This window comes from Nocardia sp. NPDC059691, from assembly GCF_042733915.1.
In the GTDB taxonomy this organism is placed as follows: Bacteria; Actinomycetota; Actinomycetes; order Mycobacteriales; family Mycobacteriaceae; genus Nocardia; species Nocardia sichangensis.
Map to the genome: position 1 here is coordinate 536917 of NZ_JBHWFB010000001.1, position 15841 is coordinate 552757.

The window sequence follows — 15841 nt, forward strand, 5'->3', positions numbered from 1 at the left end:
CCGCCCGCTCCGGGGATGTCGCGACTCAGCCGGGAACGACCACCACGTGCCGGTTCGGTTCCACACCTTCGCTCTCGCTGCTCACGCCCTCCACGGCCGCCACCGCATCGTGCACGATCTTGCGCTCGAACGGAGTCATGGGCGCCAGCGACTCCGGCTCACCGGAGTCCAGTACGCGCTGCGCCGCCGCTGCGCCGAGTTCGCTCAGCTCGGACCGCCGCTTGGCTCGCCAACCCGCCACGTCCAGCATCAGCCGGCTCCGCACTCCGGTCGCTTGCTGGACGGCGAGCCGGGTCAGTTCCTGCAACGCGTCGAGCACCTCGCCGTTACGTCCGACGAGCTTGGTCAGGTCACGTCCGCCGTCGATGCTCACCACGGCGCGATCGCCTTCCACGTCGAGATCGATGTCGCCGTCGAAGTCCAGCACGTCGAGCAACTGTTCGAGATAGTCGCCCGCGATCTCGCCTTCCTCGATGAGCGCTTCCTCGGCATCATTCACGACATCGTCGGTGTCCGCTCCGGCGTTCGCCGTCGTCGTCGCCACGGTGGCGTCCCCTCCGTCGGTCTCAACAGTCATTTGATTTCCTTCATCTGCTCATCGCGCGCGCCGGGCAATCGCCGCCGGGCGGTATTCGCGATCAAGGGGGTTGCTCAGCGATCGAGGTGGGCGGCTCGGCCCACCGATGGTGCGATCAGCGCTTGCGCTTCTGGTTCGCCCTGCCCCGGTTGCCCGGCCGTTTCTGCCCGGCCGGACGCCGTTGGCCCGCCGACTGCTTCGGCGGCTTAGCGGTGCCGTTCGTCGACGCGACAGCAGTGTCCTCGTCCGACGCGGCATCGGCAGCGGGAGCGGCGGCGGTCGGCTTCTTCTTCACGTTGACCGGTTTGGCTCCGGGCTTGGGCGCGTTCTGCGCGCGCTGCTCGAGCTTCGCCTGCTTTTTGGCCTCTTCTTCTTTCGCCATGCGGCCGAACACGAGGTGCTGCTGTCCGTAGGTCCAGATGTTGTTGGAGACCCAGTACAGCAGGATGGCGATCGGCAGGAACGGGCCACCGACGAGCACGCCGAGCGGGAACACCCACAACGCGAGCTTGTTCATCATCGCGGCCTGGGGGTTGGCCGCGGCTTCCGGCGTCTGCCGCGCGACCGAAGCACGCGCGTTGAAGTGCGTGGCGATACCGGCGATGACCATCAGGGGGATCGCGACGAGCGCGATGCTCAACTTGGTCGGCACGCCGCCGTAGTCGGCGAAGGCCTGCAACTGGGGGGGCGGAATGGTGATGAACGCCGAGATCGGCGCACCGAAGATGCGAGCGCTCAGGAAGGACTGGACATCGGCGGCGCTGAAGACGTAGTTCGCGGTGTTCGCGTTCTGCTCCGGCGTCATTCCGAGCTGGCCGATACCGTGCCCGGTCCGGTTGAACGAGCGCAGCACGTGGAAGAGTCCGAGGAACACCGGCACCTGAGCGAGGATCGGCAGGCAGCCCATCAGCGGGTTGAAGCCGTTGTCCTTCTGAAGCTTCTGCATCTCGACCGCCATCTTCTGACGGTCGTTCTTGTACTTCTTCTGCAGCTCTTTGATCTGCGGCTGCAGTTCCTGCATCTGCTTTGTGGTGCGCACCTGCTTGACGAACGGCTTGTAGAGCACCAGGCGCAAGGTGAACACCAGGAACACCACGGCCAGTGCCCAGGTGAGACCGTTGTCCGCGCCGAACGCGAACCCGAAGACCCGATGCCAGAACCAGAGGATCCAGGACACCGGGTAATAGATGAAGTCGAGCACGGCTCTATGCACTCCCGTCGTTCGTGTCGCCGATCACCGCGTGCGGCGATCCTTTACAAGCTTTCGGCTCCGACCGCGGTCCGGTGAGCAGGCTCGTTTCCTGCGACGTCGCGTCGGTCGCTGCCCCGTCCGCCGGCTCGGCGCGATGCGTACTCCGCTTCCGCTCCGGGACGGGGTCCCACCCACCAGGGTGCCAGGGCGCGCATTTGGCCAAGCGCACGACCGTCAGTAAGAGCCCCACGAACAGGCCCCGAGTGCGCAATGCGGTCACCGCGTACTCACTACAGGTCGGGGTGAATCGGCACACCGGCATGCGGGTGGGGGAGACGTAGGTCCGATACAGCTCGATCGAAAAGATCAGCACGTTCGCGGGCAGTCTGGCGATCTTCGCCCAGAGGCTCATGCCAGGCCACCCGTCGACATACCCGCCTGAGCGCTGACGCCGAGCTTGCGCAGTGCGGTGCGCAGCTGGCGCAGCAGGTCGTCCGACGACGCTGTAGCGGCGCCAGGAAGCGCGCGGATGACGACATCGGTCTCGGCGGGCAATTCATCGACCACCTGGGCACACATATGACGCAGGCGGCGGGCGACGCGATGTCGAATCACCGCGTTGCCCACCGCCTTGCTGACGATCAGTCCGAAGCGCGGTCCGCCCACGCGGATCAGCACGTCGTCCGGGACCTGATCGTGTCGTCCATTCGCGCCCACGATTCCGTCATACCCGTGCGCGAGCGCATGTACGACCAGATCACGCCTCCCGATTCGCTGGCCGCGGCGCACCGTCCGGGAGAAGTCGGCACGATGATGCAACCGATACGGCTCAGGCAACACCCGAGCGTCCGAGAGCGAGGATCAGGCAGTGAGGGAGGCGCGGCCCTTACGGCGACGCGCCGACACGATGGCGCGGCCCGCACGGGTGCGCATCCGGAGGCGGAAGCCGTGAACCCGCGCCCGACGACGGTTGTTCGGCTGGAACGTCCGCTTGCCCTTGGCCACGGTCAACACTCCTCGAGTAGGCGGGCACCAGGTAGTGCCCGAAGCTTGTCGGTGATACGTATATTGCGCGAATGAATCGCAGGTCTGGTCATCATCGGCGCGCGTCGGTCCTGGCGCACAGTCGGTCGATCACGACCTAAACGCGGTCAGCACAAGACCGCCACCGCACCAAGGGGTGACTGTACGAGGGTACTGATCGGCTCGGGGCGGGTCAAACTCGCCCCATCGCTTCGCTCGCCCCAGCGACCAGGCGGAATCGGCTCGCCGGAGTCAGGCATTCTGGCAATGACCGTGAGTTCGTCCACACCCCTAGCCATCGCGCACCCCGCACCACTAAGGTACGTAGCCAGGCGATTGCTGCAGAACCCCAGGTCGTAGCGTTGCCCTTCCCGCGCGTACGCGCGTTTCACAGTTCCCGAGGGTTCTCCACATCTGTGGATAATTGTGTGGAAAGACCCCTGGAGTGGCATATTCGTAGGGCCGACGGTGCCACGCCGCTGTCCAGATGGGGGACCCGGACAGCGTCCGAACCGGTTACGGACGTACGCAGGATCACGGGATCCATCCCGAGCATCACATTCCACGCGTGCCCCGGCCGTCTGCTCCTATCGACCTACTCCGGGGAGGAAACTGCATGGACGACGAGCAGAACGTGCTGGCCACGGTGTGGCCCGAGGTTGTCACCGAGCTGACCACCGGGTCGCCCGACGGCGCTATTCCTCCGGTGACCCGAGCACAGCAGGCTTGGCTGAAGCTGGTCAAGCCGCTGACGGTCGCACAGGGGTTCGCGCTGCTCTCCGTGCCCTCGTCGCTGGCCCAGGAGGCCATCGAACGCGATCTGCGCGAGCCCATCCTCCGTTCTCTCGGCCGTCGGCTCGGGCCTCAGGTGGAAGGGCTCGGCGTTCGCATCGCCGCCCCGACCACCCCGACCGTCGACCGGCAGACCAACACGCCGCGGCACGCGCGGATGACGAGCAGGCCGGAGCGCAACCGAGAGGGCCGTGCTCCCGCCGCCTACCCGGGTTCGGAGTTTCCCGGTCGCGATGCCTACCCGGGGCCACGTTATGCACAGCCCACCGACTTTCCTGCGGCGCCCGCGTACCACGACGGCTCCGACTACCCGGGCGCCGAATACGGGCAGGACTTCGCCCCGCCGGAGGAGTACCGCCAGCCGGAGTACGCGCACGCCGACTATCCACCGCGCGGTGAGTACGCCACGACGGCCGAGCTGCCCATGATGTCCGGGCCCGACGCCGCGCCGCGCCGGGAACCCGGGCTTCCGCCGCGGCGAGAGCCCGCCATCCCTCCGGGGCAAGAGTCACTGTTCAATCCGGAGCCGTCGCCGAGCGGTGTGCGCGGCCCGCTGCGCGCGCCGCTGCGCGAGACCACCGACGACGACACGGGCTTGGCGCACGATCCGGTGCGCGAGCCGGTGGGTGACCGCGACCAGGACGACGAGCCCGTGGTGAATGTCCGCAACTCCTGGCCCACTTACTTCGCCAAGTCGCAGGAAGCACCCGCTCCGTCGACGTCCTCGGCAAGTCTGAACGCGAAGTACACCTTCGAGACCTTCGTCATCGGCGCGTCCAACCGCTTCGCGCATGCCGCGGCCGTCGCCATCGCCGAAGCCCCGGCTCGGGCCTACAACCCGTTGTTCGTCTGGGGCGCATCGGGATTGGGCAAGACCCATCTGTTGCACGCGGCCGGCCATTACGCACAGCGTCTCTTCCCCGGCATGCGGGTCAAGTACGTCTCGACCGAAGAGTTCACCAACGACTTCATCAACAGCCTGCGTGACGACCGCAAGGTCGCGTTCAAGCGCCGCTACCGCGAGACCGACATCCTGTTGGTCGACGACATCCAGTTCATCGAGGGCAAGGAAGGCATCCAAGAGGAGTTCTTCCACACCTTCAACACCCTGCACAACGCCAACAAGCAGATCGTCGTCTCCTCGGATCGTCCGCCCAAGCAACTGGCCACACTCGAAGAGCGGCTGCGGACCCGGTTCGAATGGGGACTGATCACCGACGTACAGCCGCCGGAGCTGGAGACACGCATCGCCATCCTGCGGAAGAAGGCGCGGATGGACCGGCTCGACGTACCGCACGATGTGCTGGAACTGATCGCAAGCCGGGTGGAGCGCAACATCCGCGAGCTGGAGGGCGCGCTGATCCGGGTGACCGCGTTCGCCTCGTTGAACGGCCAGCCGCTGGACCTTCCGCTGGCGGAAGTGGTGCTGCGCGATCTGATGCCGGACACCGCGGCCCTGGAGATCAACGCGGCCACGATCATGGCCGTCACTGCGGAGTACTTCAACACCACACTCGAAGAACTCACCGGTCCAGGTAAGGCGCGGCCGCTGGCCCAAGCCAGGCAGATCGCCATGTACCTCTGCCGCGAGCTGACCGACCTGTCCCTGCCGAAGATCGGCCAGGCATTCGGCCGCGACCACACCACGGTGATGTACGCGGAGAAGAAGGTACGCAAGGAGATGACCGAGCGGCGCCGCGTCTACGACCAGGTGCAAGAACTCACAGCCCGGATCAAGCAGCGCTCCCGCTGAGCGCTATCCACATCTGAGCACCGCCCCTGACCTGGGGCGGTGCTTTTTTGTGGGTTGTGGATTCCTCGAGGAATCCTTGTGGAGTCCTCGAGGAATCCACCGGTTTGTCCACGGATCCGTGCACAGGTCGGGGCAACCGCTCCCTCGAGTTCACTCACAGGGCGAATTCAACAGTTTCCCCAGGCAGAGTTGCGCACAGCCGCTGACCAGGGGAGTGTCCGGATCGGGCCTTGTGGATTCCTCGAGGAGTCCGTGTGGAGTCCTCGAGGATTCCTCGAGCTGTCCACGATCTCGTGCACATGTGTGAACAACCGGGTGAATCCGGTGGAACAACTCGAGGAGCGCTCGAGGATGAATCTGGGACAACCACGGAACCTCCACAGACGCCTCGTGTTCATCCTCGAGACACTCCATGGCCATCCCCACGGCACCACGCCCCCTGAACAGCGGTTTCGGTCGCAGTCCACAGAATCCACAGCGCCTACTACTACTTCAGTTCTTTTCATTAGAGATCTCTCTTCAAAACAGGGTGTGTGGAAAGTCGATCGAGCGACGCACTTCGCCGTCCGCTCCCGGTTTCCGGCAAGGGAAGAGGAACCGACCCGGAGCGGGATCACCCATCCCCACGACCGATCGCCATGCGGCGTCCGCCTGCCCACCGCACGCCCGGCCCGATCTCCCTCGCCGCCCCGCTCGCGTCCGCTCGTGGCTCGGCCATCGGCGGCACCGGAGGGTCGGGCTAGGTGCATGTCCCTCGCGCGGGTACGGTTTGATGTCGGTCGCCTGTGCCAGACTTCGAAGGCGGCCGATTCGGCAGGACCCTTTCGAGCACCGACACTGACGAGCCGACAACAGATCACGGAACCGGGAGAGGACAGATCGGGCGATGGAGCTTGCAAGCATGAAGTTTCGGGTCGCCCGCGAGGATTTCGCCGAGTCCGTCGCCTGGGTGGCGCGCAGTCTTCCGTCCCGGCCGCCGGTTCCGGTACTCGGCGGTGTGCTGCTGGTCGCCGACGAGGACGGCTTGACCGTCTCCGGCTTCGACTACGAGGTCTCCGCACAGGTACGGGTCGCGGCCGAGGTCGCGGGTCCCGGGCAGGTGCTGGTCTCCGGTCGTCTGCTCGCCGACATCACCAAGGCGCTGTCCAACAAGCCCGTCGACGTCTCCGTCGACGGCACGCGCGTGCTGATCACCTGTGGCAGCGCGAAGTTCTCCCTGCCGACCATGCCGGTGGAGGATTATCCCCAACTGCCCGAGGTGCCTCAGCAGACCGGTGCACTGAGCGTGGATGTCTTCGCCGAGGCGGTCGGTCAGGTCGCCGTCGCCGCCGGCCGCGACGACACCTTGCCCATGCTGACCGGTATCCGGGTGGAGATCGAGGGATCGCAGGTCGTGCTCGCGGCCACCGACCGGTTCCGCCTCGCCGTCCGGCACATCGAATGGCAGCCCGCGCGCGCCGATATCGAGACTTCGGTACTCATTCCGGCCAGGACGCTGTCGGAGGCCGCCAAGACGCTCGGACCCTCCGACGCGCCCGTCCAGCTGTCCCTCGGCACCGGTGCGGGGTCGGACGGCTTGCTCGGCATCGTGAACGCGGGCCGCCGGACCACCACTCGCCTGCTGGACGCGGAATTCCCCAAGTTCCGCCAATTGCTCCCCAAGGAGCACACCTCGATCGCCACTCTGGCCGTCGCCGCGCTCACCGACGCCATCAAGCGCGTCGCATTGGTCGCCGAACGCGGCGCGCAGGTGCGGCTGGAGTTCTCCGCCGACGGCCTGCTGCTGTCGGCGGGCGGCGACGATGCCGGCCGGGCCGAGGAGTGGCTGGAGGCCGATTTCCGCGGCGAATCCCTGACCATCGCGTTCAATCCCGGTTATCTCATCGACGGCCTGTCCGCGCTGCACGCCGACCGGGTCACCTTCGGCTTCACCACGCCGAGCAGGCCCGCCGTGCTGCTGCCCGCGTCGGAGGAAGAGCCCGAGGTACTCGACTCCGGGACCTTCGCGGCGCTGTCGAGCCCGTACATCTATCTGCTGATGCCGGTCCGGCTCCCGGGCTGATCGCCTGTGCAGGATCTGGTTCCCGGCGGATCCGCTCCGCGTGATCCAGCGCGGGTGAGCGGTGGCGTCGCTGGAGAATCCCCAGCGACGGCAGAGAAATCGGTCTCCGCAAATCGGAGGGTCCACTTTATCCACAGGTGTTCCACAGGGGTGTGGCTCGCCGAGTGGCATGCGCACGCCGCGCCAGCAATGCTTCCACCGGCGGAAATGTCCGCTTCGACGCAGGCAGGGGCGCGATAGCGGATGTTCGTCCGAGCTCTGTCGCTGCGTGACTTCCGCTCGTGGGAGCATGCCGAACTGGAATTATCCCCAGGTCGAACCGTTTTCTTGGGATCGAACGGCAACGGCAAGACGAACCTGCTGGAAGCGATCGGCTACCTGGCCACGCTCGGGTCGCATCGCGTCGCCACGGAAGCTCCGTTGATCCGGACCGGGACCGAGCGCGCCCGGATCGGCGCCACAGTAGTCAACGCCGGCCGCGAGCTGCGCATCGATGTCGAGCTGAATCAGGGCAGTGCGAACCGCGCGCAGATCAACCGCTCGCCGGTCCGCCGGACGCGGGAGATCCTGGGGATCCTGCAGACGGTGTTGTTCGCCCCGGAGGATCTCGCTCTGGTCCGCGGCGATCCCGGGGAACGCCGTCGATTCATGGACGAGTTGTGCACAACTCGCCTCCCTCGGCTGGCCGCGGTCCGCAGCGACTACGACCGGGTGCTGCGCCAGCGCTCGGCGCTGTTGAAAACCGCTGGGCGGCAGGCCAGGTCGAAGGCCGACCTGAGCACTCTGGACGTGTGGGACGGGCACCTCGCCGAGCATGCGTCCGTCCTGCTCGTCCAACGGCTGCGTTTGGTGCACGATCTCGCGCCCTATCTCGCCCAGTCCTATGCGTCGATCGCCCCCGAATCCCGGCCCGCGTCGATCGCGTATCGCAGCGCCGCGCTTCCCCCCGAGTTCCTGGATCCGGCCAGGCCACCACGCCCGGAGGACACCGAGGAGCTCGCGGCGATCATGCTGCGTGGACTCGCGGCCGCGCGTCCGAGGGAACTCGAACGTGGTGTCTGCCTGATCGGTCCGCACCGCGACGACCTGGACCTGATGTTGGGCGATTCGCCCGCGAAGGGGTTCGCCAGTCACGGCGAGTCCTGGTCGTTCGCACTGGCATTGCGCTTGGGCGCGTTCGAGCTGCTGCGCGCCACCGGCGCCGAACCGGTCCTGCTGCTCGACGACGTGTTCGCCGAGCTCGACCGGCGTCGCCGCGCCGCGCTGGCGGCCGTCGCCGCGAGCGCGGAACAAGTGCTGATCACAGCGGCCGTGCCGGAGGACGTGCCCGGCGAACTCGCCGCGGTGCCGCTGCGCGTCGAGACGGCGGGTGGCCCCGACTGCCGCGTTTCGCGGCTCCTCGCCGAGGATCGGTCCGGCAGCGGAGGTTTCGACGGCAAACAACGGCAGGACCACGCCACGCCTCCGGCAGCCGAGGACGAACGTGATCCGGTCACCGGATCGACGGAATCGCGGGCGCCCTAGCCCCATCCACAGGCGAAGTGGACAGAATCGCCATACACCGCCCCGGTCCACTACAGTGACCTCTCGTCGGGATCGTCGATCGAGTTCTCAACAGTTGAGACCGATTCCCCAACACCTGTGGAAAACTCGTCCGGTCACGCTTGCCCGCTTCCCCGAAACCTCACCCAGCAACAGCTGAGCAAGTCATTGAACTTTGCCGAAAAAGCCAGTTTGGGCGGGGAATAGAGCGTCCAAACCGCTGCCTGCGGCAGGCAGTAGGCAGGATTCTCGATGCAGGCAACCTCGTGCGACGGCTGGGGACAACTCGATCGAGGCTGGGGACAAATCATCGGACGCGGAGAAAGAGGGGCGATGAACGATCAGCCTCCGGAGCCCGGATCCGCCGAATCCACCGGACCGGAACCCGAACTGCGCGGAATCGACCTGGCCCGGCGTGCCCTGGAGGAAGCGCGTGCGGCGGCACGGGCGAGCGGAAAATCCGTCGGTCAGGGGCGTTCCTCGCCTCAGCGCAGGCTGCGAACGGGTGGCCGCAGACGAACCGGATGGTCGGGCGCGGGTCCGGACGATCGCGATCCACAGTTGTTGTCCAAGCTGGCCAGCTCCATCGCCAGGAGCCGCGGCTGGTCGGGCCGAGTCGCCGAGGGCATGGTCTTCGGTCGCTGGGCGGGCGTGGTCGGCGAGGACATCGCCGCGCACGCCACACCGGTCACCTTGAAGGACGGCGTATTGAGTATCTCCGCCGAGTCGACCGCCTGGGCGACGCAGCTGCGGATGCTGCAAAGCCAGATCCTCGCGAAGATCAATGCCGCGGTCGGGCAGGGGGTGGTGACCTCGCTGAAGATCTCGGGGCCCGCTGCGCCGAGCTGGCGCAAGGGCGAGCGTCATATCAAAGGTCGCGGACCGCGCGACACCTACGGATGACCACGGTGGCCAGTATCTGATACCGAGTGTTACGTTTATTCGAGGCGTTTCACGTGGAACGCCCCGGTTCGACCCATCGGAAGCCCACGGCGTCGGATCGAGCGTCCGCGCAGAAGGAATCTCGATGACGATCACCACCTCGGTCGGCCCGTTCCCCGCGACTGCGACCCGGACGGTTCACCGAGGCGACGTCGAGCTCGCGGTCTACGAGTGCGGCAATCCCGAGGGCGTTCCGGTACTGCTGATCCATGGTTGGCCCGATACTCATCTGCTGTGGAGCCGGGTGGCGGGCCTGCTCGGCGGCCGTCATCGCGTGATCGCCTTCGACAACCGGGGCGCGGGGAGCAGTTCGGCGCCGGAAGCGGTCGAGGCCTACCGGATCGAAGAGCTCGCGGCGGATGTCCGCGCGGTCATCGCCGCGGTCGCGCCCGGTGAACGGGTGCACGTCCTCGGGCACGACTGGGGATCGGTGATCGGGTGGGAGTTGGTGGCCGCTACGGACGCCGCATCCGTCATCGCGTCCTTCACTTCGGTGTCCGGTCCGAATCTGGATTTCCTCGGCGCCTATCTGCGTGGACCGCTCACCTCGGCGCGGCTGCGCGGCGCGCTGACCCAAGCCGTGGCCTCGGCCTACACCGTCGCCTTCCAGATCCCCAAGCTGCCGGATCCGGCACTGCGCGTGTTGTCCAGCCGCTGGCCGCGATTCCTCGCGTTCTTCGACGGCCTGGACCCCGCGCTGGTCGAGACGGCGCCGACGCTGCGCACAGATATGGTCAACAACCTGAAGCTCTATCGAGCGAACATCCGGACCCACCTGCGTCATCCCCGGCCGCGTCCGATCGAGGTGCCCGTCCGGTTGATCGTCGCCACCGGCGACCGCGCCGTGCGGCCCGTGGTGAACGCCGAGGCGGACCGGTGGGTGCCACGTCTGAGCCGGGTCGAGATCCCGGCGCGGCACTGGTCGCCGATCTCACATCCAGCGGAGCTGGCGCGCCACACCGCCGCGTTCATCGCTCGGGTCGACGCCGCTCGCTGATCCGGGGGGGCTCGAAAGGGCGACCTGCCAACACAACTCTCAGCCCACTTCTGCTGGATCGAAACCGGCGGGAGGCGGAACCGAGTCGCCGAATTCCGATTTCTCGCATCCACGCCGCCGTGAGGGGTGTCGGAGGTGGGTTGTAAGTTGGCTGTACCAGTAGGATGGTGACGTAACTAGCGGCGATACCTTCGGCGCGTTCCGCACAGTCCGCGCGTGGACCCTAATTCTCCAGCAGGCGTCACCAGGGCCCCGCGTGTGCTGTCCGATCGCTCTATGCCGGGATCAGCAAGTAAGGAGAGCTACCGACCAGTGGCTGCCAAAGACTCCACCGCATCGGGTTCGACCAGAGCGACCGGGAAGCAGGACTACGGTGCCTCCTCCATCACGGTTCTCGAGGGACTCGAGGCGGTTCGCAAGCGTCCGGGCATGTACATCGGCTCCACCGGTGAGCGCGGTCTGCACCACCTGATCTGGGAGGTCGTCGACAACTCCGTCGACGAGGCGATGGCCGGATACGCGACGAAGGTCGAGGTCACTCTGCTGGCCGACGGCGGCGTCGAAGTGATCGACGACGGCCGGGGCATCCCGGTGGAGATGCACGCGCAGGGTATCCCGACCATCGAGGTCGTCATGACCCAGCTGCACGCGGGCGGCAAGTTCGACTCCGAGTCCTACGCGGTGTCCGGTGGTCTGCACGGCGTCGGCATCTCCGTGGTCAACGCGCTGTCGACGCGGCTGGAGGCCGAGATCGACACCGGTGGCTATCACTGGACCCAGGAATACAAGGACGCGAAGCCCGGCAAGCTCATCCAGGGCGAGCCGACGAAGCGGACCGGTACCACCATCCGGTTCTGGCCGGATCCGGACATCTTCGAGACCACCACCTTCAACTTCGAGACCGTCGCGCGCCGGTTGCAGGAGATGGCGTTCCTGAACAAGGGCCTCACCATCGTTCTCACCGACCAGCGGGTCAGCGACGCCGAGATCACCGACGAGGTGGTCAGCGAAACCGCCGAGGCGCCCAAGCACGCCGAAGAGGGCGCAGCGCCCGCCGAGCACAAGGTGAAGTCCCGGACCTACCACTACCCGGGCGGTCTGGAGGACTTCGTCCGCCACATCAACCGGACCAAGCAGCCGATCCACAACTCGGTCGTCGGGTTCACCGGCAAGGGCACCGGCCACGAACTCGAGGTCGCGATGCAGTGGAACTCCGGTTACTCGGAGTCGGTGCACACCTTCGCCAACACCATCAACACCCATGAGGGCGGTACGCACGAAGAGGGCTTCCGCGCGGCGCTGACCACGGTGGTCAACAAGTACGCCAAGGACAAGAAGCTCATCAAGGAGAAGGACGGCAACCTCACCGGTGACGACATCCGGGAGGGCTTGGCCGCCATCGTGAGCGTCAAGGTCGGCGAGCCGCAGTTCGAGGGCCAGACCAAGACCAAGCTGGGCAACACCGAGGTGAAGTCGTTCGTGCAGCGCACCTGCAACGAGCACCTCACCCACTGGTTCGAGGCCAACCCGGCCGACGCGAAGACCATCGTCAACAAGGCGGTGTCCTCGGCGCAGGCCCGCGTCGCCGCGCGCAAGGCCCGCGAGCTGGTGCGGCGCAAGTCCGCCACCGACCTGGGCGGACTGCCCGGCAAGCTGGCCGACTGCCGGTCGAAGGACCCGAGCAAGTCCGAGATCTACATCGTGGAGGGCGACTCCGCCGGCGGCTCGGCCAAGTCCGGGCGCGACTCGATGTACCAGGCGATCCTGCCGCTGCGCGGCAAGATCATCAACGTCGAGAAGGCGCGCATCGACAAGGTGCTCAAGAACAACGAGGTCCAGTCGATCATCACCGCGTTCGGCACCGGCATCCACGACGAGTTCGACATCAGCAAGCTGCGGTATCACAAGATCGTGCTGATGGCCGACGCCGACGTCGACGGCCAGCACATCTCCACGCTGCTGCTGACCCTGCTCTTCCGCTTCATGCGCCCGCTGGTCGAGCACGGGCACGTCTACCTGGCGCAGCCGCCGTTGTACAAGCTGAAGTGGCAGCGCAGCGAGCCGGAGTTCGCCTACTCCGACCGGGAACGCGACGGCCTGCTGGAACGCGGTCTCGCCGCGGGCAAGAAGATCAACAAGGACGACGGCATCCAGCGCTACAAGGGTCTGGGCGAGATGAATCCGAAGGAACTCTGGGAGACCACCATGGATCCCAGTGTCCGGGTGCTTCGTCAAGTGACGTTGGACGACGCGGCCGCGGCCGACGAGTTGTTCAGCGTGCTGATGGGCGAGGACGTGGAGGCCCGCCGCAGCTTCATCACCCGTAACGCCAAGGACGTCCGCTTCCTCGACGTGTGACCTGCCCGAGGCGCCGCCGATGGCGGTGGCGCCCGGCAGTTTTCGCACGTCAGCCCGTTAAGGAGACTTCATGACCGACATCACCCTGCCGCCGGACGGTGCGGGCGACCGCGTCGAACCGGTCGATATCCAGCTGGAGATGCAGAACAGCTACATCGATTACGCGATGAGCGTGATCGTCGGCCGCGCGCTACCCGAGGTGCGCGACGGCCTCAAGCCGGTGCATCGCCGCATTCTCTACGCCATGTACGACAACGGGTACCGGCCCGATCGCGGATACGTGAAGTCCGCGCGCCCGGTGTCGGACACGATGGGTAACTACCACCCGCACGGCGACTCGGCGATCTACGACACCTTGGTGCGTATGGCGCAGCCGTGGGCGATGCGCTACCCGCTGGTGGACGGCCAGGGCAATTTCGGCAGCCGCGGTAATGACGGCGCGGCGGCCATGCGTTACACCGAGTGCCGCCTCACGCCGCTGGCGATGGAGATGCTGCGCGAGATCGACCACGAGACGGTCGATTTCATCCCCAACTACGACGGCAAGACGCAGGAACCGGTGGTCCTGCCGAGCCGCGTGCCGAACATGCTGATGAACGGCAGCAACGGCATCGCGGTCGGCATGGCGACCAACATCCCGCCGCACAACCTGACCGAGCTCGCCGCCGCCATCTACTGGGCGCTGGACAACCACGACGCCGACGAGGAGGCCACCCTCGCCGCGTGCATGGAGCGGATCAAGGGCCCGGACTTCCCGACCGCGGGCCTGATCGTCGGCACCCAGGGCATCCACGACGCGTACACCACCGGCCGCGGTTCGATCAAGATGCGCGGTGTCGTGGAGATCGAGGAGGACAATCGCGGCCGCACCACGATCGTCATCACCGAGCTGCCCTATCAGGTCAACACCGACAACTTCATCAACGCGATCGCCGAGCAGGTCAAGGACGGCAGGATCGCCGGGATCGCCGACATCCACGACGAGTCCTCCGACCGCGTCGGCCTGCGCATCGTGGTGACGGTCAAGCGTGACGCCGTCGCCAAGGTCGTGCTGAACAACCTGTACAAGCACACCCAGTTGCAGACCAGCTTCGGCGCCAACATGCTGTCCATCGTCGACGGCGTGCCGCGCACGCTGCGCCTGGACCAGATGATCCGGTTCTACGTCAACCACCAGTTGGACGTCATCGTCCGGCGCACCAGGTACTTGCTGCGCAAGGCGGAGGAGCGGGCGCACATCCTGCGCGGCCTGGTCAAGGCGCTCGATGCGCTCGACGAGGTCATCGCGCTGATCCGCCGCTCGGCCAACACCGACACCGCGCGCACCGGCCTGATGCAGCTGCTCGACATCGACGAAATCCAGGCGACCGCGATCCTGGACATGCAGCTGCGGCGGCTCTCGGCGCTGGAGCGGCAGAAGATCGTCGACGATCTGGCCAAGATCGAAGCCGAGATCGCCGATTACAAGGACATTCTCGACAAGCCGGAGCGGCAGCGCGCGATCGTGCGCGACGAGCTGGCCGAGATCGTGGAGAAGTACGGCGACGATCGGCGCACCCAGATCGTCTCGGCGGACGGTGACGTGGCCGACGAGGATCTGATCGCCCGCGAAGACGTGGTCGTCACGATTACCGAGACCGGTTATGCCAAGCGCACCAAGACGGATCTCTACCGCAGCCAGAAGCGCGGCGGCAAGGGCGTGCAGGGCGCGGGCCTCAAGCAGGACGACATCGTCAAGCACTTCTTCATCACCTCGACGCACGACTGGCTGCTGTTCTTCACGAACAAGGGCCGGGTCTACCGCGCCAAGGCCTACGAACTGCCCGAGGCCAACCGCACCGCGCGCGGCCAGCACGTGGCCAACTTGCTGGCCTTTCAGCCGGACGAGAAGATCGCCCAGATCATCCAGATCAAGTCCTACGACGACGCGCCGTACCTGGTGCTCGCCACCAAGAACGGCCTGGTGAAGAAGTCGAAGCTGACCGACTTCGATTCCAACCGCAGCGGCGGCATCGTCGCGGTGAATCTGCGCGACGAGGACGAATTGGTCGGCGCCGTGCTCTGCTCGGCCGACGACGATCTGCTCCTGGTCTCCGCGCTCGGCCAGTCGATCCGGTTCTCCGCCACCGACGAGGCGTTGCGTCCGATGGGGCGCGCCACCTCCGGCGTGCAGGGCATGCGGTTCAACGACAGCGATGAGCTGTTGTCGCTCAACGTGGTCCGCGCCGGCACATATCTGCTGGTCGCCACGTCCGGCGGTTACGCGAAGCGGACCGCGATCGAGGAGTACACCGCGCAGGGACGCGGTGGTAAAGGCGTATTGACCATCCAGTTCGACGCGAAACGTGGCACCCTGGTCGGGGCGCTCATCGTCGACGACGAAGATGAGTTGTACGCGATCACCTCCGGGGGCGGCGTCATCCGGACGGCGGCTAAGCAGGTTCGTAAGGCTGGACGACAGACCAAGGGCGTGCGATTGATGAACCTCGCCGAGGGCGATACCTTGCTTGCGATCGCGCGCAATGCCGATGAGCCCGATCCCGATCAGGTCTCCGGTGGCGGCGACACCGGCTCCTCCGAGAAGTAACCCAACAGCGGCGGCA

At 66.4% G+C, this 15841-nt stretch carries 12 protein-coding genes; 7 read left to right on the forward strand and 5 right to left on the reverse strand.

Going from position 1 to position 15841, the window contains the following annotated elements:
* Positions 1-25 precede the first annotated feature (25 nt).
* From ACFV2O_RS02505 to rpmH, 5 genes are all read right to left on the reverse strand, one after another.
* A complete protein-coding gene (locus ACFV2O_RS02505) occupies positions 26-577 on the reverse strand; it encodes a protein jag (protein ID WP_355073440.1) in 552 nt (183 codons plus the stop codon).
* Positions 578-692: 115 nt separating this feature from the next.
* Positions 693-1778: a membrane protein insertase YidC gene (yidC, locus tag ACFV2O_RS02510; RefSeq protein WP_379249630.1), complete on the reverse strand. Its 1086-nt coding sequence runs from the start codon at positions 1776-1778 to the stop codon at positions 693-695.
* A gap of 4 nt (positions 1779-1782) precedes the next feature.
* Complete coding sequence (gene yidD, locus ACFV2O_RS02515; protein ID WP_379249632.1) at positions 1783-2181, reverse strand: membrane protein insertion efficiency factor YidD; 399 nt, start codon at positions 2179-2181, stop codon at positions 1783-1785.
* The gene (rnpA, locus tag ACFV2O_RS02520) at positions 2178-2609 is read right to left on the reverse strand and encodes a ribonuclease P protein component (RefSeq protein ID WP_379249634.1); all 432 of its coding nucleotides are present in this window, start codon (positions 2607-2609) and stop codon (positions 2178-2180) included. The genes yidD and rnpA overlap by 4 nt, the downstream gene beginning before the upstream one ends.
* A gap of 21 nt (positions 2610-2630) precedes the next feature.
* Positions 2631-2774 carry a 50S ribosomal protein L34 gene (gene rpmH, locus ACFV2O_RS02525; RefSeq protein WP_006550910.1) on the reverse strand — a complete coding sequence of 48 codons (144 nt, stop codon included), beginning with the start codon at positions 2772-2774 and terminating at the stop codon, positions 2631-2633.
* 634 nt (positions 2775-3408) lie between these two features.
* On the opposite strand from rpmH, the gene dnaA reads away from it, so the two are divergent.
* From dnaA to gyrA, 7 genes are all read left to right on the forward strand, one after another.
* Entirely contained in the window at positions 3409-5337 is a 1929-nt protein-coding gene (gene dnaA, locus ACFV2O_RS02530; RefSeq protein WP_379249636.1) for a chromosomal replication initiator protein DnaA, read from the forward strand.
* An 886-nt stretch (positions 5338-6223) separates the two neighbouring features.
* On the forward strand, positions 6224-7399 hold the full coding sequence (gene dnaN, locus ACFV2O_RS02535) for a DNA polymerase III subunit beta (RefSeq protein ID WP_355073428.1): 1176 nt from the start codon (positions 6224-6226) through the stop codon (positions 7397-7399).
* Between the two features lie 243 nt (positions 7400-7642).
* On the forward strand, positions 7643-8923 hold the full coding sequence (gene recF / locus ACFV2O_RS02540) for a DNA replication/repair protein RecF (RefSeq protein ID WP_379249639.1): 1281 nt from the start codon (positions 7643-7645) through the stop codon (positions 8921-8923).
* A gap of 351 nt (positions 8924-9274) precedes the next feature.
* Positions 9275-9844 (forward strand): DUF721 family protein, encoded by a 570-nt coding sequence (locus tag ACFV2O_RS02545; protein ID WP_379249641.1) that lies wholly within the window; start codon positions 9275-9277, stop codon positions 9842-9844.
* A gap of 124 nt (positions 9845-9968) precedes the next feature.
* The gene (locus ACFV2O_RS02550) at positions 9969-10880 is read left to right on the forward strand and encodes an alpha/beta fold hydrolase (protein ID WP_379249643.1); all 912 of its coding nucleotides are present in this window, start codon (positions 9969-9971) and stop codon (positions 10878-10880) included.
* Between the two features lie 312 nt (positions 10881-11192).
* Positions 11193-13238, forward strand: a complete 2046-nt coding sequence (gene gyrB, locus ACFV2O_RS02555; protein WP_379249645.1) for a DNA topoisomerase (ATP-hydrolyzing) subunit B — start codon at positions 11193-11195, stop codon at positions 13236-13238.
* Between the two features lie 70 nt (positions 13239-13308).
* Positions 13309-15825, forward strand: coding sequence for a DNA gyrase subunit A (gene gyrA / locus ACFV2O_RS02560; RefSeq protein WP_379249647.1), 2517 nt, complete (start codon positions 13309-13311; stop codon positions 15823-15825).
* The last annotated feature ends 16 nt before the right edge of the window (positions 15826-15841 follow it).